20 protein-coding genes are annotated in these 21,863 nt (G+C 73.0%); 6 read left to right on the forward strand and 14 right to left on the reverse strand.

Annotated elements, in window-relative coordinates:
• Positions 1–25: 25 nt before the first annotated feature.
• Entirely contained in the window at positions 26–517 is a 492-nt protein-coding gene (locus tag ACZ49J_RS40490; protein ID WP_467456112.1) for an Lrp/AsnC family transcriptional regulator, read from the reverse strand.
• A gap of 42 nt (positions 518–559) precedes the next feature.
• On the opposite strand from ACZ49J_RS40490, the gene ACZ49J_RS40495 reads away from it, so the two are divergent.
• A complete protein-coding gene (locus ACZ49J_RS40495) occupies positions 560–1,762 on the forward strand; it encodes a trans-sulfuration enzyme family protein (RefSeq protein ID WP_467456113.1) in 1,203 nt (400 codons plus the stop codon).
• 487 nt (positions 1,763–2,249) lie between these two features.
• On the opposite strand, the gene ACZ49J_RS40500 is transcribed toward ACZ49J_RS40495, so the two are convergent.
• From ACZ49J_RS40500 to pdxR, 3 genes are all read right to left on the reverse strand, one after another.
• Positions 2,250–3,575 carry a GNAT family N-acetyltransferase gene (locus tag ACZ49J_RS40500; RefSeq protein WP_467456114.1) on the reverse strand — a complete coding sequence of 442 codons (1,326 nt, stop codon included), beginning with the start codon at positions 3,573–3,575 and terminating at the stop codon, positions 2,250–2,252.
• Between the two features lie 127 nt (positions 3,576–3,702).
• A complete protein-coding gene (locus tag ACZ49J_RS40505) occupies positions 3,703–5,292 on the reverse strand; it encodes an alkaline phosphatase D family protein (protein WP_467456115.1) in 1,590 nt (529 codons plus the stop codon).
• A 281-nt stretch (positions 5,293–5,573) separates the two neighbouring features.
• Positions 5,574–7,022, reverse strand: a complete 1,449-nt coding sequence (gene pdxR, locus ACZ49J_RS40510) for a MocR-like pyridoxine biosynthesis transcription factor PdxR (protein ID WP_467456116.1) — start codon at positions 7,020–7,022, stop codon at positions 5,574–5,576.
• A 47-nt stretch (positions 7,023–7,069) separates the two neighbouring features.
• Between pdxR and ACZ49J_RS40515 the strand changes: the two genes are divergently transcribed.
• The 3 genes from ACZ49J_RS40515 (at position 7,070) to ACZ49J_RS40525 (ending at position 9,903) form a co-directional block, all read left to right on the forward strand.
• Positions 7,070–8,005 (forward strand): DMT family transporter, encoded by a 936-nt coding sequence (locus ACZ49J_RS40515; RefSeq protein WP_467456117.1) that lies wholly within the window; start codon positions 7,070–7,072, stop codon positions 8,003–8,005.
• Positions 8,002–8,889 carry an RNA polymerase sigma-70 factor gene (locus tag ACZ49J_RS40520; protein ID WP_467456119.1) on the forward strand — a complete coding sequence of 296 codons (888 nt, stop codon included), beginning with the start codon at positions 8,002–8,004 and terminating at the stop codon, positions 8,887–8,889. The genes ACZ49J_RS40515 and ACZ49J_RS40520 overlap by 4 nt, the downstream gene beginning before the upstream one ends.
• 252 nt (positions 8,890–9,141) lie before the next feature.
• Positions 9,142–9,903 (forward strand): GntR family transcriptional regulator, encoded by a 762-nt coding sequence (locus tag ACZ49J_RS40525; RefSeq protein WP_467456121.1) that lies wholly within the window; start codon positions 9,142–9,144, stop codon positions 9,901–9,903.
• 231 nt (positions 9,904–10,134) lie between these two features.
• Here the strand turns inward: ACZ49J_RS40525 and ACZ49J_RS40530 are convergent, their stop codons facing one another.
• The 3 genes from ACZ49J_RS40530 to ACZ49J_RS40540 all read right to left on the reverse strand — a co-directional run bounded on the left by ACZ49J_RS40530 (position 10,135) and on the right by ACZ49J_RS40540 (position 13,365).
• Positions 10,135–11,289, reverse strand: coding sequence for an ROK family transcriptional regulator (locus ACZ49J_RS40530; protein WP_467456123.1), 1,155 nt, complete (start codon positions 11,287–11,289; stop codon positions 10,135–10,137).
• 145 nt (positions 11,290–11,434) lie between these two features.
• Positions 11,435–12,097, reverse strand: a complete 663-nt coding sequence (locus ACZ49J_RS40535) for a response regulator transcription factor (RefSeq protein WP_467456125.1) — start codon at positions 12,095–12,097, stop codon at positions 11,435–11,437.
• Positions 12,098–12,210: 113 nt separating this feature from the next.
• The gene (locus ACZ49J_RS40540; RefSeq protein WP_467456127.1) at positions 12,211–13,365 is read right to left on the reverse strand and encodes a sensor histidine kinase; all 1,155 of its coding nucleotides are present in this window, start codon (positions 13,363–13,365) and stop codon (positions 12,211–12,213) included.
• 109 nt (positions 13,366–13,474) lie between these two features.
• On the opposite strand from ACZ49J_RS40540, the gene ACZ49J_RS40545 reads away from it, so the two are divergent.
• Both ACZ49J_RS40545 and ACZ49J_RS40550 read left to right on the forward strand, forming a co-directional pair.
• A complete protein-coding gene (locus ACZ49J_RS40545; protein WP_467456129.1) occupies positions 13,475–14,404 on the forward strand; it encodes an ABC transporter ATP-binding protein in 930 nt (309 codons plus the stop codon).
• A 2-nt stretch (positions 14,405–14,406) separates the two neighbouring features.
• Positions 14,407–15,129, forward strand: coding sequence for an ABC transporter permease (locus tag ACZ49J_RS40550; protein WP_467456131.1), 723 nt, complete (start codon positions 14,407–14,409; stop codon positions 15,127–15,129).
• Between the two features lie 38 nt (positions 15,130–15,167).
• Here ACZ49J_RS40550 and mug read toward each other — a convergent pair whose 3' ends face one another.
• From mug to ACZ49J_RS40585, 7 genes are all read right to left on the reverse strand, one after another.
• The gene (mug, locus tag ACZ49J_RS40555) at positions 15,168–15,716 is read right to left on the reverse strand and encodes a G/U mismatch-specific DNA glycosylase (protein WP_467456160.1); all 549 of its coding nucleotides are present in this window, start codon (positions 15,714–15,716) and stop codon (positions 15,168–15,170) included.
• Positions 15,713–17,155: an adenylosuccinate lyase gene (gene purB / locus ACZ49J_RS40560; protein ID WP_467456133.1), complete on the reverse strand. Its 1,443-nt coding sequence runs from the start codon at positions 17,153–17,155 to the stop codon at positions 15,713–15,715. The genes mug and purB overlap by 4 nt, the downstream gene beginning before the upstream one ends.
• Positions 17,156–17,243: 88 nt before the next feature.
• Positions 17,244–17,594: a DUF4326 domain-containing protein gene (locus tag ACZ49J_RS40565; RefSeq protein WP_467456135.1), complete on the reverse strand. Its 351-nt coding sequence runs from the start codon at positions 17,592–17,594 to the stop codon at positions 17,244–17,246.
• Positions 17,595–17,642: 48 nt separating this feature from the next.
• The gene (locus ACZ49J_RS40570; protein ID WP_467456137.1) at positions 17,643–18,416 is read right to left on the reverse strand and encodes an SGNH/GDSL hydrolase family protein; all 774 of its coding nucleotides are present in this window, start codon (positions 18,414–18,416) and stop codon (positions 17,643–17,645) included.
• 97 nt (positions 18,417–18,513) lie between these two features.
• Positions 18,514–19,530 carry a hemolysin family protein gene (locus ACZ49J_RS40575; protein ID WP_467456139.1) on the reverse strand — a complete coding sequence of 339 codons (1,017 nt, stop codon included), beginning with the start codon at positions 19,528–19,530 and terminating at the stop codon, positions 18,514–18,516.
• Positions 19,527–20,939, reverse strand: a complete 1,413-nt coding sequence (locus ACZ49J_RS40580) for a hemolysin family protein (RefSeq protein ID WP_467456141.1) — start codon at positions 20,937–20,939, stop codon at positions 19,527–19,529. Before ACZ49J_RS40580 ends, ACZ49J_RS40575 begins: the two co-directional genes overlap by 4 nt.
• Positions 20,940–21,355: 416 nt before the next feature.
• Positions 21,356–21,775, reverse strand: coding sequence for a GNAT family N-acetyltransferase (locus ACZ49J_RS40585; RefSeq protein ID WP_467456143.1), 420 nt, complete (start codon positions 21,773–21,775; stop codon positions 21,356–21,358).
• Positions 21,776–21,863 lie beyond the last annotated feature (88 nt).

A 21,863-nucleotide genomic window follows, 5' to 3' on the forward strand; every position in this document is an offset into this window, starting at 1 on the left:
CGCGCGGGCGGCGGCGGGCCGCGGCTCAGGGCACCACCCGGCCGGGCGCCGGGGGCAGGAGCGGGCCGCAGTCCCACTGCTGGAAGATCAACCGGGTCTCCACCCGCGCCACCTCCCGACGCGCCGTGAACTCGTCCAGGACCAGCCGCTGCAGGTCCGCCATGTCCGCGACCGCCACGTGCACGAGGTAGTCGTCCGGGCCGGTGAGGTGGAAGACGGTCCGGGACTCCGGCAGCGCCCTGATCCGGTCCACGAAGGGCGCCACCAGCTCCCGCCGGTGCGGCCTGACCTGCACCGACAGCAGCGCCTCCAGCCCCCGCCCCAGCTTGGCCGGATCGAGCCGCAGCTGATGGCCGAGGATCACGCCCGCCCGGCGCAGCCGCGCCACCCGGTCCAGACACGTCGACGGGGCGACCCCGACCTGCGCCGCGAGATCGCGGTAGGTCGTCCGGGCGTCGTTCTGCAACAGTCGCAGGAGATGCAGGTCCACCGGGTCCAGTTCGACGGATTCGGTCATATGTCGAACGTAACACGGCCAGTACCCCTGCCAGCCCGGCTGATGTTCAGGATGCGCCGTATGGACTCCGGCATACGTGACGTAGAAGTGAGCGCGGACACGAGGGCGGCGGTGGACGCGTGTGAGGCGGTCCGCTGGGCGCCGGACACCCAGGCCGTGCATGCCGGGCGCGAGGACCTGGCGCGCCAGGGTCTGCACGCCCCGCCGATCGACCTGTCGACCACCTATCCCTCGTACGACAGCCGCGGTGAGGCGGCCCGCGTCGACGCCTTCGCCGCCGACGGCGCGGTGCCCGACGGGCCGCCGGTCTACGGGCGGCTCGGCAATCCGACCGTGGCCCGGTTCGAGACCGCCCTCGCCCGGCTCGAAGGGACCGAGAGCGCCGTCGCGTTCGCGAGCGGCATGGCCGCGCTGAGCGCCGTGCTCCTCGTGCGCGCCTCGGCGGGGCTCCGTCACGTCGTGGCCGTACGGCCCCTGTACGGCTGCAGCGACCATCTGCTGACCGCCGGACTGCTCGGTTCCGAGGTGACCTGGGCCGACCCCGCCGGCATCGCGGAGGCGCTGCGCCCCGACACCGGGCTGGTGATCGTCGAGTCGCCGGCCAACCCGACGCTCGCGGAACTCGATCTGCGGGCGGTGGCCCACGCCTGCGGCTCGGTGCCGCTGCTCGCCGACAACACCTTCGCGACGCCGGTGCTGCAGCGGCCGACGGGGGAGGGCGCGCGGCTCGTCCTGCACAGCGCGACGAAGTACCTGGGCGGGCACGGTGACGTGATGGCGGGGGTGGTGGCCTGTGACGAGGAGTTCGCGGGGCGGCTGCGGCAGGTCCGCTTCGCCACGGGCGGCGTCCTTCATCCGCTCGCCGGGTATCTGCTGCTGCGCGGTCTGGCGACACTGCCGGTACGGGTGCGGGCGGCGTCGGCGACCGCCGCGGAACTCGCCCGCCGGCTCGCCGCCGATCCGAGGGTCTCGCGTGTCCGTTACCCGCGGCTCGGCGGGGCGATGGTCGCCTTCGAGGTGCACGGTGACCCGCACGACGTCATCGCCCGGGTCCGTCTCATCACTCCGGCTGTGAGCCTCGGCAGCGTCGACACGCTGATCCAGCATCCGGCGTCGATCAGCCATCGCGTCGTGGGGGAGTCCGATCGGCGGGGGGCGGGGGTGAGTGACCGGTTGCTGCGGATGTCCGTGGGGTTGGAGGACGTGGATGATCTGTGGGCGGACCTGGACGGTGCGCTGGGGTGAGCCCGGTTTCTCCTCGCCCCCGCCGCCCCTACCCTCCCCCACTCTCGGCTTCGCTCGAGCGGGGGGACCCCCACCGTCCCTGGGGGCTGCGCCCCCAGACCCCCGCTGTCGGCCTTCGGCCTCGTCCTCAAACGCCGGACGGGCTGGATGTGCCTGGTCTCGGCTGAAAACCCAAGCCGCAGCCGGGAAAGTTCCAGCGCTGCCTGGAACGATCCAGCCCTGCCGCGCACCATCCAGCCCCTCCGGCGTTTGAGGAGCAGGGGTCCGGGGGCTGGCCCCCGAACGGGGTGCGGGGCGGAGCCCCGAAAGGACGGGGGTCCGGGGGCGGCCCCGCAACCGGGTCCGGGGCGGAGCCCCGAAAAAGGATGGGGGTCCAGGGGGCGCAGCCCCCTTGGCGGGGTCGAAGTCGAAGGGGCGGAGCCCCTGGGGATGGGACGGGTAGGGGCGGCGGGGGCGAAACCCCCCGGCGCCCACGCACCCGCACCGCCTAGTCCCGCGCCACCCGCTCGCCCTCCCGCTCCCGCGCCCCCTCCAGGGACGCCACCGCCCCGTCGAGGCGGGCCGTGATGACCAGCGTGCCCTCCTCGACCTGGTAGTCGAGCGGAAGCTCCAGGCCCCGCATCGCGGCGACCATGCCGGTGTTGGAGGACGTCGTGACGGCGTACACGCTCGAGCACCCCGCCTCGATCGCCATCGCCACCAGCCGGCGAAGGAGTTCGCCGCCGATGCCGCGCCGCTGCCACGCGTCCTCGACCAGCAGCGCGACCTCCGTTTCGTCCCCGTCCCACAGCAGGTGGCCGAGGCCGACGACCTTCCCCGAGGCCGTCTGCACGGCGAGGGTCCGGCCGAAGCGGGGGCTCAGGAGGTGGTTGAGGTAGCGGTCGGCGTCGCCCAGCGGGCCGTGGTAGCGCATGCTCAGCGTCCGCGCCGAGCAGCGCGCGTGCATCGCCTTCGCCGCGTCGAGGTCGTCCGTGTCGGCGCGCCGCACGGTGATGTCGCTGCCCTCGGACAGTGTCAGCACGTCCCGGCTGCGCGGGATGCGCGGGCCCAGCCGGGTGTCCAGCTCCACCAGCGCCCGCGCCCGCGCGAACTCCGTCGGAGTGAACGGCAGATACGGCCGCTCCACCGTGATCACCCCGCCCTCCGGCGCCCGCAGACGCATCACCGTGTCCTCCAGGGCGCCCTCCACCGGGACGCCGTTCTGGGCCCGGCCCGAGCCGGGGGCGGTGGCGGGCAGCGAGCGGATGGTGCACCGGCCGAGCAACTGGCGAAGGGCGAGCGGGAGTTCCGCCGCGTCGAGTGCCGTCCGGGTGGCCAGGCCCAGCACCCGGGTGGGCGCGTCGACGAGATCGTGGGCGTCGGCCCGCTCGATCCAGGTGTCGGCACCGCCCGCCCGCGAGACCGCGCACGTGATCTCCGCCGCGGGCAGTTCCTCGGGCGCGCGCAGCAGGAACTCGTCCACCGTGCCCTCGGCCAGCGGATGCGTCTGCAGGCTCAGGATGTCCACCCGGTGGCCGGCCAGCGCCGTGCACAGCGCGGCCAGCGAGCCGGGCGCGTCCTTCACCGTCGTCCTCATCCGCCACAGCACCGACGCGCCGTCGACCGCGGCGGTCCCGGACGGCCCGGCCTGCTGCCCCTCGGGAAGCGGCCGGGCGCCGGTATCGTCCGACGGTGGGGCGTGACCGTGGCGGCGTGACCACCACGAGTGGAAGCCGGTCGTGAACAGCGCGGCGAGTCCGGCCGCCTTCCGCCGCCGGGGGTGCGCGGGGCGACCGTTGGCCGCCCGCCTCACATCAGAGAGGTCCGAAGTCATGCAACCACTGTGAAGGTAGGGTGTTGCGTGATCACGAACGCTCTGTGACTGATCGGTAAAGTGTCCTTCCTCACCTTTGTTGCGGTTTGTATAGTTGCCCGGCTTACTGCCCGGCTTACTGCCCGGCTTACTGCCCGACTCGTCCCGGCTGCAGCACCTGGCTGAACAGCACGGTCCCGTCCAGTTCCCGCAGCCGGACCGTCAGCTCCCCGCTGTCACCGTCGATGTCGACCTCGCCGAAGAACTGGTAGCCGCCGGCCGGCGAGACGTTCGCCCTGGTCGGTGCCTTCACGAACACCCGCTCGGGCCCGAAGGTGTTGTCGAGGGCGTTCGCCGGGAACGCGCCCGCGTTGAGCGGGCCGGAGACGAACTCCCAGAACGGCTCGAAGTCGGTGAAGGCGGCACGCGACGGCTGGTAGTGCTGGGCCGAGGTGTAATGGACGTCGGCGGTCAGCCACACCGTGCCCGTGATCCTGCGGTGCTTGATGAACCGGAGCAGCTCCGCGATCTGCAGCTCACGGCCCAGCGGCGCGCCCGGATCGCCCTGCGCCACCGCCTCGATGTTCGGCTTGCCGTCCCCGGTGTCCGGCACGACCAGGCCGAGCGGCATGTCGGAGGCGATCACCTTCCACACCGCGCGCGACCGGGACAGCTCCCGCTTCAGCCACTCCAACTGCTCCGCCCCGAGGATGCCCTGCGGGTCGGTGGTCTGGTCGTCCGGTGAGTTGGCGTTGCGGTACGTGCGCATGTCCAGGACGAAGACGTCCAGCAGCGGGCCGTGGCGCAGCACCCGGTGCACCCGGCCGTCCCGCGCGCCCGGCCGCAGCGTCGAGATCGGGTAGTACTCGCTGAACGCCCGCCGCGCCCGCGCGGCCAGCACGTCGACGCTCTTCTCGGTGTACCGGGCGTCGGTGAGGATCTCCCCCGGATACCAGTTGTTGGTGACCTCGTGGTCGTCCCACTGGACGATCGACGGCACGCGGGCGTTGAAGGCCCTCAGGTTCTCGTCCAGCAGGTTGTAGCGGAAGTTGCCCCGGAACTCGGCCAGGGACTCGGCGACCTTGGACTTCTCCTCGGTGGTGACGTTCCGCCACACACTTCCGTCCGGAAGCGTCGCCGTCGCCGCGATCGGCCCGTCGGCGTAGATGTTGTCGCCGCTGCACAGGAAGAAGTCCGGGTCCAGCGCCCCCATCGCGTCGAAGATGCGGTAGCCGCCGAAGTCCGGGTTGATGCCCCAGCCCTGGCCCGCCAGGTCGCCCGACCACACGAAGCGCACTCCGTCACGGCGCTTGACCGGCGACGTACGGAACGTGCCGGTGACCGGCTCGCTGGTGCGGCGCGGGTCGTCCGGGTCCGCGAGCAGGACGCGGTAGTGGATCTGCTCGCCCGGAGGCAGCCCCCGCAGCCGCGTGGTGCCGGTGAAGTCCGTGTCGGCGCCCAGCAGCGGGCCGTGCCATCTGCGCGGGTTGCGGAAGGACTCGGTGGCGGACGTCTCGACGATCATCCGGGCCGACCGGTCGGACCGTACCCACACCAGGCCGGAGTTCGCGGTCACGTCCCCTGTCTGCACCCCCCATCCGGCCGACGGCCGCCCCGACAGGGTGAACGCCGGAACCGCGCCGAGCGTGGCCGGCACGGCCAGGGCCGCGGACGCGGCGAGAGAGCCGCGCAGCACGCTGCGGCGGCCGGGCAGAGGGCTCGGCGAACGGTGTGACATGAATGCGCCTCCAGGGACGGATCCGGCCAATGAGCAACGCCACAACTACTGGTGCACCGAGGCGCACACGGAAACCACAAGTGAACAACTGACCCACGGCACAAGGGAACCGGTGCGCGACTCCCGGCGCGTCGCTCGATCGCCAGGCCCTGCCCGACCGATCGCCACGCCCTGCCCGACCGGACTTCGGGGGCGGGTGGCGGCGCCTGCGGCCGGCCGTCAGAACGGACCACTCCGCCGCGCGCGCCCGGTCCGCCCCGCGTCCGATCAGCCGTGCGCCCTCACGACGCGGCAGCCCGTGCCATCAGTCGCACACCCTCACGAATCCGTTCCGGCGGCAGATGCGCGTACCCCAGCACCAGCCGCACCCCGTCGTCCGGAACCCGCCCGTGGTCCGCGAGGGGACGCACCGCGACCCCGGCCGCCGTCACCCGCCCCACGAACCGGTCCAGCGGCCCGTACGCCTCGGGCAGGGCGGCGATGACATGAAGCCCTGCCGCGATCCCCGACACCCGGGTGCCGGGAAGGTGTTCGTCCAGGGCGGACACGAGCGTGTCGCGCCGCTCCCGGTACGCGCGCTGGCAGCGCCGCAACTGCCGGTCATAGTCGCCCCGTTCGACGAAACGGGCGAACACCGCCTGATCGACCGTCGGATGGCCGAGGTCCGAGGTCCGCTTCCGCTCCACGACCTCCTCGGTCAGCGCCCGGGGGACGAGCAGCCAGCCGAGCCGCAGCCCCGGAGCGAGGGACTTGCTGACCGACCCCGTGTACGCCACCCGCTCGGGGTCGAGGCCCTGGAGCGCGCCCACGGGGGCACGGTCGTAGCGGAAGTCCCCGTCGTAGTCGTCCTCGACGACCAGCCCGTTCACCGAACGCGCCCAGTGGAGCAGTTCGGCCCGCCGCCGAGCCGAGTACGCGATCCCGGTGGGGAACTGGTGGGCGGGCGTCGTCACGACGACCCGTACGCCGGCCTCCCGCAGCGGACCGGTGGCCAGCCCCTCCGCGTCCAGTGGCAGCGGTACGGCACCGATGCCGGCGGAGGCGTAGAGGGCGTCGTGCTGCGGGCTCCCCGGGTCCTCCACGCCGACGGCGCGCACCCCACGCGCACGGAGCACGGAGCCGAGCAGAGCCGTCGCCTGGGCCACGCCCGAGACCACCACGACCCGCTCCGGGTCCGCGACCACGCCCCGGCGCCGGGCGAGCAGTTCCGCGAGCGCCGTACGCAGCCGGGGGAGCCCGCGCGGGTCCGGGTAGCCCAGGGCGTGGTGCGGGAGTTCCGCGAGCACGCCCCGCTGCGCCGCCGCCCACGCGGTGCGGGGGAACAACGACAGGTCCGGCGTCCCGGGAAGGAAGTCGGCGCGGGCACCGGGGGAACGCGGCGCGAGATCACGCGCACGGGGGCGCGCGGACCGTACGGCGTCGCCCACCCAGGTGCCCGCACCCCGGCCGCTGCGCAGGTATCCCTCAGCCGTCAGCTGCTCGTACGCCTCCGTCACCAAGCCCCGTGACACGCCTAGATCGGCGGCCAGTTCACGGCTGGACGGCAGCCGCGTTCCCGGCGCGAGCCGCCCCGTACGCACGGCCTCGCGCAGCGCCGTCCGCAACGTACGCCCACGCGCGCGTGCCGGCGCCGAAGCGGCCGGCAGGAGCAGCTCCCACGCGGCGGCCCACGGAGCCGACCCCGCCCATGGACCGCGCGCCTCCCCCGGATTGGTCCCCGATGACGTCATGGAAGTGGACCTTAAACCGGGCCGCCCGCCTTCATAACGTCACCGCCATGAACGCCACGACCACCCGCGGAACCGTCCTCGCCGCCCTCGCCTGCGTCCTCGTCGGCGCGTCCTTCACCGCCAACAGTGTCCTCGGCGACTACCCGTACGCGGGCGGCCAGTTCGTGCGGTACGGCCTCGCCTGCCTCCTGCTCCTCCCGCTGGTCGGGCGGGGCGGCACGGCGCCCCTGCGGCGGCTGACCCCCCGCCAGTGGGTCCGTCTGGCGCTGCTCGCCGCCGTCGGCATGGTCGGGTTCAACCTCGCGGTGATCGCCGCCGAGCGCACCGCGGAACCCGCCGTACCGGGTGTGTTCGTCGGCTGCGCGCCAGTGGTGGTGGCCGTGGTCGTCCCCCTCATGGAGGGGCGCCGTCCGCGGCGGCTCGTCCTCCTCGGCGCGTCGCTCGTCGCGGCGGGCGCGTTCGCCGTCCAGGGATGGGGCCGAACCGACGGTGCCGGAATCGCCTTCTCCCTGTGCGCGCTGGTGGGGGAGGTCGGGTTCGCCGTGCTCGCGGTACCGGTGCTGCGACCGCTCGGGCCACGGCTGCTGTCGGCCACGGTGTGCGGCGTCGCCGCGGTCGAGTCGGCGACGGCCGGGCTCCTCATGGACGGCACCGCCTGGCTGCGCCCGCCGGACACGACAGAGGCGGCGGCGCTGCTGTGGCAGGCGGCGGTCGTCACCGTCATCGGCTTCGTCTGCTGGTACATGGGCATGCAGCGCATCGGCGCGGAACGTGCCACGCTCTTCTCCGGCCTCATCCCCGTCGCCGCCGCCTGCACCGCCCCACTCGCCGGCACGGGCTCGTACGGCATCGCGCAGGCCCTCGGCAGCGCTCTGGTCGGAACGGGGGTCGCCCTCGGGTCCCGGGCCGCCGCCCACTCCACGCCGCACGCCGTGAAATCGCCTGGACAGGCCCGGAGCCGTCGGCTGGGATGGAGAGCGTGACCACCGACACCGCGACCGAGGTCTTCGAGGAACACCGTCCCGTCATGATGGGCGTCGCCTACCGCATGCTCGGGCGGGTCGCCGACGCGGAGGACGTGGTCCAGGAGGCCTGGCTGCGCTGGTCCGGCGCCGACCGCGCCGAGGTGCGCGAACCACGCGGCTATCTCGTCCGGATCACCACGCGGCTCGCCATCGACCGGCTGCGCCACGTGAAGTCCCGCAACGAGGCCTACGTCGGTCCCTGGCTGCCCGAGCCGTACGTCACCGACTACGCGGACACCGTCCCGGACGCCGCCGAACGGGCCGTGCTCGCCGACTCCGTGTCACTGGCCGTCCTCGTGGTCCTGGAATCCCTGTCCCCACTGGAGCGAGCGGTCTTCGTCCTCCGCGAGGCCTTCGGTTACCCGTACGCCGACATCGCGGCCACCCTCGACCGCAGCGAGGCCGCCGTGCGCCAGCTCGCCGGGCGGGCCCGTAAGCACGTGGACGAGCGGCGGCCGCGCTACGAGGTGGACCCGGCCGAGCGCCGCGAGATGACCGAGCGGTTCCTCGCCGCCGCGGCCGGGGGAGACCTGGACGGCCTCATGTCGCTGCTGGCCCCCGACGTCCGCCTGGTGGGCGACAGCGGTGGCCTCGCCAAGGCGCCCGTGCGCATCCTGGAGTCGGCCGACAAGGTGGGGCGCTTCCTGCACGGCGCGGCCCGGAAGGGTGTACCGGACGTGTCGTTCCGCTTGATGGAGATCAACGGCGGCGTCGCGGCGGTCGTCCTGTCCGGCGACAAGGCCGACAGCGTGTTCCAGCTCGACATCGTGGACGGCCGCATCCAGTGCGTCTACATCCTGCGCAACCCGGAGAAACTGCTGTCCCTGCCGCTCGGCCGGTAGCCGCCGTCGGGCCGCCGGTGCACGGACTTCGTCTCCCCGTCACCGGGGCTTCGTCCCCATGTCCGGCACGCAGGCCACCGCGAACAGCCTGTGAACGCTCCGCCGCGGAGGACCTGTCCGTCGCCTGCTGGTTGGAGGATTGGTCTTGACCAAGGGTGGGGCCCGCCTTATGGTCGCAGAGAAAGTGCAACAACCTTTAATAAACAAGGGCGTTAAAACGCCGCCGGGCCACGGCGAAACGCGGAGGACAGGGTGGGGACCACGCAGCTTGAAACAGCGCCGGAGCCGAAGTACTGGCACCTCAAGACCGTGCTCAGTGAGGCGCTGGACTCCGAGTTCTCGGTGGGCGAGATCCTGCCCAACGAGCGTGATCTCGCCGCCCGCTTCGGCGTGGCCCGCGCCACGCTCCGCCAGGCCCTGGAGCAGCTCGAACTGGAGGGCCGGCTGCAGCGCCGCCGCGGTGTCGGCACCACGGTCGCACCGCCGCGCATGGGCGTGGCCGTCGGAACCGAGGAGCACGCCTGGCCGGGCGCGGCCGGTGACGCCTGGCAGCCCGCCGACTGCACGATGACGACCCCGCCCCAGACGGTCGCCCACATCCTGGAGTCCGTCCACGGCGAGCAGGTGCACGTGGTCCGCCGCTCCCGGGTGAGCCGCGGCCAGCCCGTCGCCGCCGAGCTGCTCTACGTCCCGGCGTCCTCCGTGCCCGCCCTCTCCGCCATTGACACGCCCTCCGCCACGGCCCGGGCCCGTGCCGTGCTGCGCGAGCTCCAGCACCTGGAGCTGGAGGGCCAGGACCGCGCGGTGGAGCTCGGCTCCGCCAGCGCGGAGGACGCCAAGGAGCTCGACCGGCTGCCCGGCGCCCCCGTCCTCGTCGTCACGACCCGCTACTTCGCCCAGGGGCGCACCGCGGCGGTCTCCGTGGCCACCTACCGCGCCGACACCTGCCGGCTGACGTTCGGCGCCTCCGGCGGCGTCGAGATCCACCACGGCCCGGAGCGCCGCGCCTCCTGACCGGCCAGAGAAGCCGCACCAGTCGCGCCCCGGGAAAACCGGGGCGCGACTTCTTGTGCGGGCCGCTCGGTTCGCGCCCAAAAGGGGCGCGGGGATGTGTCGATATGCGGCTCCGCCGCGTGGGCGCGCTCAGCCACACACGGCCTGCAGCCGCCGTACCACGGTCACGCAGACGGCGCTCCACGCGGCCTCGGGCAGGCGCACGTGCCGGCGCCGCCCGTCACTCTGCTCTCAGCGGAGCGCCCCCGTGCTGTCCACCGCGAACAGCTCCTCCTCCACGTGGTCCAGCGCCAGCCGCAGCGCCCCCGTGGCCACGGCAGCCTCACCCAGCTTCGACAGCGTCACCCTGGGCGGGCGCAGACAGCAGCGCGCCAACTCGTGGCGCAGCGGGTCGAGCACGTCGTCCAGACCGGGCGCCCAGCCGCCGATGACCACCAGCTCGGGATCGAGGGCGAGGACGAGCGCCGCCACGTCGTGGACGAGCCGCTCGGTGAAGCGTTCGAAAGCGGCGCGGGCCCGCTCGTCGCCCTCACGCGCGTGGGCGAGGACCTCGGCGACCGCCTTCTCGTCCAGCGGGTGCAGGGGCTCGTCCGTGGTCGACAGCAGCGCCTCGGGCTTGGCCCCGCGCCCCATCAGATGGAGGGCGCCGATCTCCCCGGCCGCGCCCCCGTACCCCCGGTGCAGCCGCCCGCCGATCAGCGAACCGGCTCCGGGGCTCAGCCCCGCCAGAACGAACACCACGTCGTCGGAGTCGGTGGCCGCGCCCTTCCAGTGCTCGGCGACCGCCGCCGCGTTGGCGTCGTTCTCGACCAGCACCGGGCATTTGAAGGAACGGCTGAGCCGATCGCCCAGATCCAGGCCCGTCCACCCCGGAAGGGCCGTGCACAGCCGCACCGTGCCGCCGCTCTCGACGATGCCGGGGCTGCCCACGCCGACCGCGCGCAGCGAGCCGCGGGAGACGCCCACGCGACGCAGCAGTTCCGCGACCGTCGTGCGCAGCCGCTCCAGCCGTTCCTCCGCCGGTGCCTTCTCGGCGACATCCTTGGACAGCGTGCCCAGCACTCGGCCGTCCAGGTCCGCGAGGAGCGCCGTCGCCCGGTGGGCGCCGATGTCCAGGCCCAGCAGATGGCCGGCCTCCGCCCGGAAGCGGAACCGTCGCGCGGGCCGCCCCTGCCGCCGCGCGGCGCCCTCCTCGGCGGCTTGCTCGACGACGAGCCCTGTCTCGACCAGTCCCTCGACCACGCCCTCCACCGTCGGCCGGGACAGCCCGGTCACCCGGGTGATCTCGGTCAGTGTCGCGTGGTCGGTGGCACGCAGCGCGTGCAGCACCACCGCCGAATTGATTCTCCGCAGCAGTGAAGGATCCCCGCCGGTCAGCCGCCCCACGGTCCGTCCTCCCAGGTCGCGCGCGTGTGGGGCGGATGGTACTCGTCCTGGCCGAACGCGGCGAGAGCCTCGCGGCACGGACCGGTTACGGACCCGCGGGCGGAACCCCGTCCGGGCCCGAACCGGCCGGGAACCCGCGCTCCCGTCAGCCCGGAGCCACGAACCCCGACTCGTACGCCGCGATCACGGCCTGCGTACGATCGCGCGCGCCGAGCTTCGCGAGGACGGAGCTCACATGCGACTTCACCGTCTCCGTGCCGACGACGAGCCGCCGGGCGATCTCCGCGTTGGACAGTCCGCGCGCCATCAGCCGCAGCACCTCCGCCTCCCGCCCCGTCAGCGCGGCCCGCTCCAGGGCTTCCCGCGCCCGCGGGTTCCCGCCGACGCCCCCGTACTCGGCGGCCAGCTGCCGTACCGACGCCGGGAACAGCAGCGACTCGCCCTCGGCCACCAGCCGCACCGCGTGCACGATCTCGGCCGGCCGCGCCCGCTTCAGCAAGAACCCGTCGGCGCCCGCCCGCAGCGCCTCGTACACGTACTCGTCGTTCTCGAACGTCGTCACCACGAGGATCTTCGGCGGCTCCGGCACGGTCCTGAGCACCGCGCGCGTGGCCTCGATACCGTCCAGCAGCGGCATACGGACGTCCATCGCCACGACGTCCGGCCGCAGCTGCCGGACGAGGGGGATCACCGCGGCACCGTCGGCCGCCTCCCCGACGACCTCAATGTCGGGCTGCGCCTCCAGGACGGCGCGCAGCCCCGCGCGGACGAGGGGCTCGTCGTCGACGAGCAGGACGGTCACCGGCACCTGGCCAGACTAGATCAACAGTGCGACACGGGGGTCGGCTTCCAGCCTGTGGGGGCCGCCACCGGCCCCTGGGAGGCCGCCACCGGCGTGCGGGCACCGTCACCGCTCGGCCCTCAGCCCAGCGGCAGCTCGACCCGCACCTGCCAGTCGCCCTGGTCCGGACCCGTGTGCGCCCGGCCGCCGAGCAGCGCGGCACGCTCCCGTATGCCCCGCAGTCCGCTGCCCCGCCCCGGCCCGGGTATCCGTGCCGTCAGCGGGTTGCGGACCTCCAGACCGAGGGAGCCGTCCGTGACCGCGACGCGGACCTGGACGGGCACTGAGCCCGCGTGCCGCAGCACGTTGGTGAGCGATTCCTGGAGGATGCGGTAGCCCTCGCGCGAGACCGGTCCGGGCACGGTCTCCAGGGGCCCGGAGAGCTCGGCGTCGACCTTGGCGCCGGAGGCCCGCGCCGACTCCAGCAGCCGGTCGGCCTCGGCCAGGGTCGGGCGGCCGCTCACCGGACGGTCCGCCTCGCGCAGGATGCCGAGCACCCGCTCCAGGTCCTCCAGCGCGGCCCGGCCGGTGTCCTCGATGGCGCCCAGGGCCCGGTCGGTGAACTCCGGATCGCCCGCCGCACGCGCCGCGCCCGCCTGCACCACCGCCACGGTCAGGGCGTGCCCGATGGAGTCGTGCAGCTCCCGGGCGATGCGGTTGCGCTCCAAAAGCTGCTCGGTGCGCTCCTCCAGGGCGGCGAGCCGCTCCGCCGCGGACGGCCCGAGAAGACGGCGGGCCAGGGCGGTGACCAGCTCGCCCAGGCCGACGACCAGGCCGTACAGGGCGAGCAGGGGGAGTGGCGCGAGGAGGGCGTACGCCCAGTGCGGCTGCGTGATGCCGAGGAGCGGGTCGTCGTACGGCACCCGCCCGAACGCCGCCCCGAACAGGTCGAAGGCGAGCAACGGCCCCCAGACGGTGCTGCCCATGGCCACCGCGCCCAGGAGCATACGGATCTCCAGCCACAGCACCGTACGCAGCCGGTCCCGCCACGTCACCGACGCCGCCGTGGAGATCCCCGAGTCCCGCTCACCCGGCACCAGCAGCAACCGCGCCTGCACTCCCTCGCCGTGCCGCACGGCCGGGATCAACCCGACCGGGATCAGCACCAGCGCGGGCACCCACGGCTTCGACATGTCGATGAACAGCCACACGCTCTCGAAGAGCATCGGCACCCACAGGTGCAACCAGCGCGTGTACGTCGTCCCCCGGAAAAGCGGGCGCAGGAAGCGGACCATCCCGTCATCGTGCCAGCCACCACCGACAACGGACCTCCCCCGAGCGGGGGAGACGATCTCCGCGCGCGGGGGAGGCACCGACCCGTCTCCCGCAGCCAGGCTGGATGCCATGACCAGCATCGACGTCAAGGCCCTCACCAAGGAGTACGGCGGCAAACGCGCCGTGGACCGCCTCACCTTCAGCGTGCGCCCCGGCCGGGTCACCGGCTTCCTCGGCCCGAACGGCGCCGGGAAGTCCACCACCCTGCGCCTCGTCCTCGGGCTCGACCGCCCCACCTCCGGCACCGCCACGGTCGGCGGCCGCGCCTGCACCGCCCTCACCGAACCCCTGCGCCACGTCGGAGCCCTGCTCGACGCCCAGGCCCCGCACGGGTCACGGACCGCCCGCGACCATCTGCGGGCGCTCGCGGTCAGCAACCGCATCGGGCCCGGCCGCGTGGACGAGGTCCTGGAGGAGACCGGTCTGGCGTCGGTGGCGCGCCGCCGCGTGAAGACGTACTCCCTGGGGATGCGCCAGCGGCTCGGCATCGCGGCCGCCCTGCTCGGCGACCCGCCCGTGGTGCTGCTCGACGAGCCGGCCAACGGTCTGGACCCCGAAGGCATCATCTGGATCCGCGAGTTGTTGCGCCGCCTCGCCCGCGAGGGCCGCACCGTCCTCGTCTCCAGCCACCTCATGAACGAGACCGCGTCCTTCGCCGACCACCTGGTGGTCCTCGGACGTGGCCGACTGCTCGCCGACACCCCCATGCGCGACTTCATCGACGCTCGCGTGGAGCCACGCGTCCGGATGCGCACCACGGACAGTCCGGCCCTGGGCGCGCTGCTCGCGCGGCACGGCTACGAGGCGAGCGAGGAGGACGGCGGGCGGTGGACGGTGCACCACGCGCGCGTGGAGGACATCGGCCGCCTCGCGTCCGGCGCGGGCCTGCCCCTCCTCGAACTGTCCGCCGAGGAGGGCACATTGGAGCAGGCCTACCTCGATCTGACGGCATCCGAAGCCGAGTTCACCGCGTCCCCCGCCCAGCCGCAGGAGGCCTGACCATGGCGTTCACACCCGTACTCCACTCCGAATGGATCAAGATCCGGACCCTGCGGTCCCTGCTCTGGGCCCTCGGCACGATCCTTCTCGCCACCGCCGCCTTCTCCGCGCTCTTCGCACTCGACGCCGGCGGCGAGGACTTCGACCCGCTGTACTCCGCCTTCTTCGGGGTCAGCTTCGGGCAGGTCGCCGCTGTCGCCTTCGGCGCGACGGCCCTCTCCTCGGAGTTCCAGAGCGGCGCCCTGCGCGTGACGCTGTCCGCCGTGCCCCAGCGAGGGCGGTGGTTCGCGGCCAAGGCGGTTGCGGTCGGCGTACCCGCCCTGGCCGTCGGCCTGCTCACGGGCTTCGTCAGCCTGGCTGTGGGCCGGGCGGTCATGGGCGACCGGGCGAACGGGCTCACCTGGACCGAGGAACTGCGCGGAGCCGTCGGCTGCGGCGTCTACCTCGCGCTGATGGCCCTGCTCGCGACCGGACTCGCGGCCCTGTTGCGCAGCGGCGCCGCCACACTCGGCATCCTGATCCCGTTCCTGCTCCTTGTGTCCTTCGTCGTCGGGGACGCGTCGGGCAGCGTCGCCGACTTCCTGCCCGACAAGGCGGGGCAGGTGGCCCTCCACCAGACCGCCGAGGGATCGCTCGGGCCCTGGAGCGGGCTGGCGGTCACCGCGTGCTGGACGGCGGCGGCACTGCTGGCGGGGGCGTGGAGCGTACGGCGCCGGGACGCGTGACCCGCTGCCCCACTGGGCGAGCGACCGGCCCCGGACCGCTAGGCGAGCTCGGCGGCCTCCCGCAACCGCCCGAACTCCTCCGCCATCGTCGCCGCCGTCCAGTGGGCGTTCAGCCCACTGGGATTGGGCAGCACCCACACCCGCGTATCGCCGATCCGCCGTTCCTGCGGCCCTATGACGGCCTTGCGGTCGCCGAAAGCGGCCCGGTACGCGGTCACGCCCACCACGGCCAGCCACCGCGGCCGCAGCCGCTCGACCTTGGCGGTGAGCAGGCGTCCGCCCTCCGCGTACTCCTCGGCGGTCAGCTCGTCCGCACGGGCGGTCGCCCGCGCCACCACGTTCGTGATCCCGAGACCGTACGACGGCAACTCGCCCTGCTCGGACGGCTTCATCAGCCGTGGAGTGAAGCCGGACAGGTGCAGCACCGGCCAGAAACGGTTGCCGGGACGGGCGAAGTGGTGGCCCGTCGCGGCGGTCATCAGCCCCGGGTTGATGCCGCAGAACAGCACACGGAGACCGTCCGCGACGACGTCCGGTACGAGACGGTCGCGGGCGGCCTCCAGCTCGGCGGCGGTGAACCGCGTCAGAGGATCGCCCCCGGCGCGTAGCCCGCGGCCTCCGGGCGCTGCTTCACGATCTCCTCGATCCGGCCCACGATCACGCCGACCTGGCCGGCGGCGGCGCCCGTGAACGACAGCTTGTCGGCCATCAGCGCGTCGAGCTGCTCCCGGTCGAGCGGGATGCGCTCGTCGGCGGCCAGCTTGTCGAGCAGTTCGTTGCGCTCGGCGCCCTGCTCGCGCATCGCGAGGGCCGAGGCGACGGCGTTCTCCTTGATGGCCTCGTGCGCGAGCTCGCGGCCCACGCCCGCGCGCACCGCGCCCATCAGCACCTTGGTGGTGGCGAGGAACGGCAGGTAGCGGTCCAGCTCCCGGGCCACGACCGCGGGGAACGCGCCGAACTCGTCGAGCACCGTCAGGAACGTCTCCAGCAGCCCGTCCAGCGCGAAGAACGCGTCCGGCAGCGCCACCCGGCGCACCACCGAGCAGGACACGTCGCCCTCGTTCCACTGGTCGCCCGCCAGCTCACCGGTCATCGAGGCGTAACCGCGCAGGATCACCATCAGGCCGTTGACGCGCTCGCAGGAGCGGGTGTTCATCTTGTGCGGCATGGCGGACGAACCCACCTGGCCCGGCTTGAAGCCCTCGGTCACCAGCTCGTGCCCGGCCATCAGCCGGATCGTCTTGGCCAGCGAGGAGGGCGCGCCCGCCAGCTGCACCAGCGCGGTCACGACCTCGTAGTCCAGCGAGCGCGGGTAGACCTGGCCGACCGACGTGAAGGCCTGGCTGAAGCCGAGGTGCTCGGCGATGCGCTGTTCCAGCTCCGCGAGCTTGCCGGCGTCCCCGCCCAGCAGGTCCAGCATGTCCTGCGCGGTGCCCACCGGGCCCTTGATGCCCCGCAGCGGGTAGCGGCCGAGCAGCTCCTCGACCCGGCCGTACGCGACGAGGAGTTCGTCGGCGGCGGTCGCGAAACGCTTGCCGAGTGTGGTGGCCTGCGCGGCCACGTTGTGCGAACGGCCCGCCATGACGAGCTCGCCGTACTCGCCCGCCAGCTTCCCGAGCCGCGCCAGCACCGCCACCGTGCGGTCGCGCATCAGCTCCAGGGAGAGCCGGATCTGCAGCTGCTCCACGTTCTCGGTGAGGTCGCGGGACGTCATGCCCTTGTGGACGTGCTCGTGCCCGGCGAGGTCGTTGAACTCCTCGATCCGCGCCTTCACGTCGTGCCGCGTGACCTTCTCACGCTCGGCGATCGACGCCAGGTCGACCTGGTCGAGCACCCGCTCGTAGTCGGCGAGGGCCGCGTCCGGCACCTCGATCCCCAGGTCCTTCTGGGCCCGCAGCACGGCCAGCCAGAGCTGCCGCTCCAGCCTCACCTTCTGCTCGGGCGACCAGAGCGTGGCGAGCTCGGCGGAGGCGTACCGTCCGGCGAGGACGTTCGGGATGCGGGGCTTGGCTGGCGCAGAAGTCACGTGTCGTGATTCTACTGGCGATACGTGCAGGCCGGCGCCGCGGGGTTCTTCGGAGGAAGCTACGAACCCAGGCGGGCGGAGCCGGGCCCTACTCCCGCTTCCCGGAGGCGTCCGCCAGTTCCGCCAGGATGTCCGCGTGGCACAGCTCCGGCGCGCACCAGCACGCCAGCGTCCTGCCGCGCAGCTCCGGCACCAGGGCGAGGAGGTCGGGCCGGTCCATGAGGTACTGGCGGTACTTCACCATGATCTCGGCACGCGTCCCGTCCCGCTTCTTCTTGGGGGTGTCGTACTGGAACGGGTTGTAGAGCGGGTGCTGGGGCAGGTCCCAGTGGCCCATGGTCCAGCGACGGCCGACGTAGACCAGGTCGTCCGGGGCGTTCTCCAGCCGGGGGCCGAACTCCTGGATGTGGCCCTTGAGGTTGATCACGGTGGTGGCCACGGTTGCTCCCTCCGACGCGGGCCGCTACCGGCCCCTTCCCCAGGCTGCCTAACCCTCGTACGGCAGCAACTCGGGACGCTTCGCCGGGCGGCCGTCCCCGGACGACCGTCCCGTCAGCCGGCGCCCGAACCACGGCAGCAGATGCTGCCGGGCGAAGCGGACGTCGGCCACCCGGCGCGCGGCCCACGCGGGCGGCGCCGTCGCCGCCGGCGGCGTACGCCAGTCCGTGTCCTCCGGCTCGTGGCCGAGGGCCTGCCAGACCGCTTCGGCGACACGCCGGTGCCCCTCGGCCGTGAGGTGCAGCCGGTCCACGTCCCACAGCCGGGGATCACTCAGCGAGGGTGCCCCGTACAGGTCGACGACCACCGCTCCGTGCCGGGACGCCAGCTCGTCGACGCAGGCGAACAGCTCCTCCATTCGCGGCCGGAACCGCTCCAGAACCGGGCCCTGACGGCCGGGGCTGCGCATCAGGACGAGCTGTTCGCACGACGGGGCGAGCTTCTCGACGGCTTCCTCGAGGAGCCCGCGCACCCGTCCCATGTCGCACTTGGGCCGCAGCGTGTCGTTGAGGCCGCCGACCAGCGTGACCACGTCCGCCCGCATCGCGGCCGCCGTGTCCACCTGCTCGTCGACGATCTGCTGGATGAGCTTCCCGCGCACGGCCAGGTTGGCGTACCGGAAGCCGGGCGTCCGCGCGGCCATACGGGCCGCGAGGAGATCCGCCCAGCCGCGGTACGAACCGTCGGGCAACAGGTCCGACATGCCCTCGGTGAAGGAGTCGCCGACCGCGACAAGGCTGGTGTAGGTGGGGTTCTTCTGCATGGCGACAGAGATGGTATCCCGCGGCACATACCCGACGGTCGGTCGGCCCCCCAGGAGGGCCCTCAGGAGGGCCCCAGGAGGAGGGGAAAGGAGGTACTCAGACCGCCCGCTGCCCGAACAGCTCCCGCAGCACGTCCTCCATGGTCACCAGGCCCGCGAGCCGTCCGTCCGAGCCCAGCACCGCCGCCAGGTGCGTACGGCTGCGCCGCATGGCCGTGAGCACGTCGTCGAGGGGCGTGGACTCCCGGACCCGGGCGATCGGCCGCATGTCCCGCACCGGGAAGGGCACGTCCCGCGGCGCCGCGTCCAGCGCGTCCTTCACATGCAGGTAGCCGACGATGCGGCGGCCCTCGTCCACCACGGGGAAGCGGGAGAACCCGGTCTCGGCGGACAGCCGCTCCAGCTCCTCCGGAGTGACCCCGACACGCGCGTACACCACGCGTTCCAGGGGCAGGGCGGCGTCCAGGACGGCGGTACGGCCGAGCTCCAGCGCGTCGTGAAGCCGCTCCTGGGCGCGGTCGTCGATCAGTCCCGCCTCGCTGGAGTCCCGCACGAGCCGGGCGAGCTCGGCGTCCGAGAAGGTCGCGGTGACCTCGTCCTTCGTCTCGATCCGCATCAGTTTCAGCAGCGCGTTCGCGAAGGCGTTGATCGTGAAGATCACCGGGCGCAACGCCCTGGCCAGCGTCACCAGAGGTGGCCCCAGCAGCAGCGCGCTGCGCACCGGTTCCGCGAGCGCGACGTTCTTCGGAACCATCTCGCCGAGCAGCATGTGCAGATACGTGGCCAGGGTCAGCGCGATCACGAACGACACCGCGTGCCCGGCGCCCTCCGAGACGCCGGCCGCGTGGAACACCGGCTCCAGCAGATGCGCGATGGCGGGCTCCGCGACCACACCGAGGACCAGGGTGCACAGGGTGATGCCGAGCTGCGCGGCCGCCATCAGCGCGGACACGTGCCTGAGGCCCCACAGCACGCTGTGGGCCCGCCGGTCGCCCTCGTCGGCGTACGGCTCGATCTGGCTGCGGCGCACGGAGATCAGCGCGAACTCGGCGCCCACGAAGAAGGCGTTGACGACCAGCGTCGCGAAACCGATCAGCAACTGGACGACGGTCATCGCTGCCCCTCCTCGCCGGTCGGGTCGACGGAGTGGTCGTCACGGGAGGGGGCGTCACGGGAGGTGCCGCCAAGCGGGTGGTCGGCGTGCCCGGAGCCGTCGGACAGGACCGGTGCGCGCAACAGCACCCGGGCGGCCCGGCGTCCCGAGGCGTCCACCACGTCGAGGCACCACCCGGCCACCTTCACGGAGTCGCCGACGTCCGGTATGCGGCCCAGCTCGGTCGCCACAAGACCCGCGAGCGTCTCGTACGGCCCGTCCGGGACCCGCAGCCCCACGTCCGCGAGCTGGTCGACACGGGCGGAGCCGTCGGCCGAGTACAGGACGCGGCCGACCTCGTCGGTGCCCGCCGGGGCCAGGTCGGGCGCCTCGTGGGGGTCGTGCTCGTCACGGACCTGGCCGACGACCTCCTCGACGATGTCCTCCAGGGTGACGACGCCGGCCGTGCCTCCGTACTCGTCGATGACGACCGCCATCGTGCGCTTGCCGCCCAGCCGGTCCAGGAGCCGGTCCACGGTCAGCGACTCCGGGACGAAGAGCGGCTCGCGCAGCAGCTCGGCCACCGAAGTCTGCAGACGGCGCTCGGCCGGTACGGCCACGCAGTCCTTGATGTGGACCGTGCCGACGACCGAGTCGAGGGTGTCGCGATAGACCGGGAAGCGGGACAGGCCGGTGGCCCGGGTCGCGTTCGCCACGTCCTCGCAGGTCGCCTGGGCCTCCAGCGCGATGACCTGGACGCGCGGGGTCATCACGTTCTCCGCGGTCAGGTCGGCGAGGTTGAGGGTGCGTACGAACAGCTCGGCGGTGTCCGCCTCCAGGGCGCCCTCGCGGGCGGAGTGCCGGGCGAGTGCGGCCAGCTCCTGCCGGCCGCGCGCGGAGGCGAGTTCCTCGGCGGGTTCGATGCCGAAACGGCGCACGAGACGGTTCGCCGTGTTGTTGAGGTGCGTGATGAAGGGGCGGAACGCGGCACTGAACCAGCGCTGCGGGTTCGCCACGTTCTTCGCCACGGCGAGCGGCGACGAGATCGCCCAGTTCTTGGGCACCAGCTCGCCGACCACCATCAGGAACACGGTCGACAGCCCTGTGCCGATGACCAGAGCGATCGAGCTCGACGCGGAACCCGGCACGCCGGCGGCCTCCAACGGGCCCGAGATCATCCGGGCGATGGACGGCTCGGCGAGCATGCCGACCACCAGGTTGGTGACGGTGATGCCGAGCTGGGCCCCGGAGAGCTGGAACGTCAGGTTCCGAGCGGCCTTGAGGGCGCCCGCGGCGCCCCGCTCACCGCGTTCGGCGGCCCGCTCCAGCTCACTGCGCTCGACGGTGGTCAGCGAGAACTCCGCGGCGACGAAGGCGCCGCAGACGAGGCACAGCAGCACCGCCACCAGAAGGAGGAGCACTTCGGTCATCGGTTCACCCCCATCCCATGATCCGGCAGGCGCGGGCGGCTCGCGCGACAACGCGGGTCACGCGGCCTGAGGGCCGGCCGCTGGGAGGCTCGCCCCATGGGTGGACGCTCACAACCTTTCCATACGGGTCGGTGCGGGCCGGGATGGTCCACCCAGGGGAAAGGACCGGCGAAGTCACTCACGCCGGTCACTCACCGATGTCACTCCCCGAGGGGCTTCACCCACCTCCGCCACTTCTCCTCGGGCGCGTACCCCGCAGCACGCCAGGCATGATGCGCGATCTCGTTCCGCTGGAGAAGGATCGCGTCCCCGCGCCGCCCGCCGAGCCGTACGAATCGCTCCTCCGCGGCGGCGGCAGTACCGAGCCGGTGCCGAGGCGGCGACGGTCGGGGTGCACCGAGAGCCGGTACGGGTGCCTACAGGGGCTTGACCCAGCGTCGCCAGTGATCCTCGCGACGGTAGCCGGCCGCGGCCCATGTGTGGTGTGCCCGTTCGTTGGCTTCCAGGACCATGGCGTCGACGCGCCGCCCGCCCAGGGTGGCGAAGCGTTGTTCTGCGGCTTCCAGCAGGGCGGTGGCGATGCCTTGCCGGCGGTGGTCGGGGTGTACGGCCAGTCGGTAGGCGGAGCATCGCCATCCGTCGAAGCCGGCTATCACGGTCCCGACGAGGACGCCGTCGCGCTCTGCGAGGAGCAGGGCTTCCGGGTCTCGTGTGACGAGCCGGGCCACTCCGTCGTGGTCGTCGCTGATGCTCGTTCCTTCCGCGGCCTCGTGCCAGAACCGCAGCACGGTATCGATGTCCGAGAGGGTGGCGCAGCGGATGTGAAGATCGCTCATGGGGTGAGCCAAGCAGAGCGCTCGCCCGTCGGGCGAACGGGTTTTCCCGCTGCCTTGCCCGGGCCGTGCACCGTGGGTGAGAGGTGCG

This window comes from Streptomyces sp. NPDC030840, assembly GCF_055572015.1.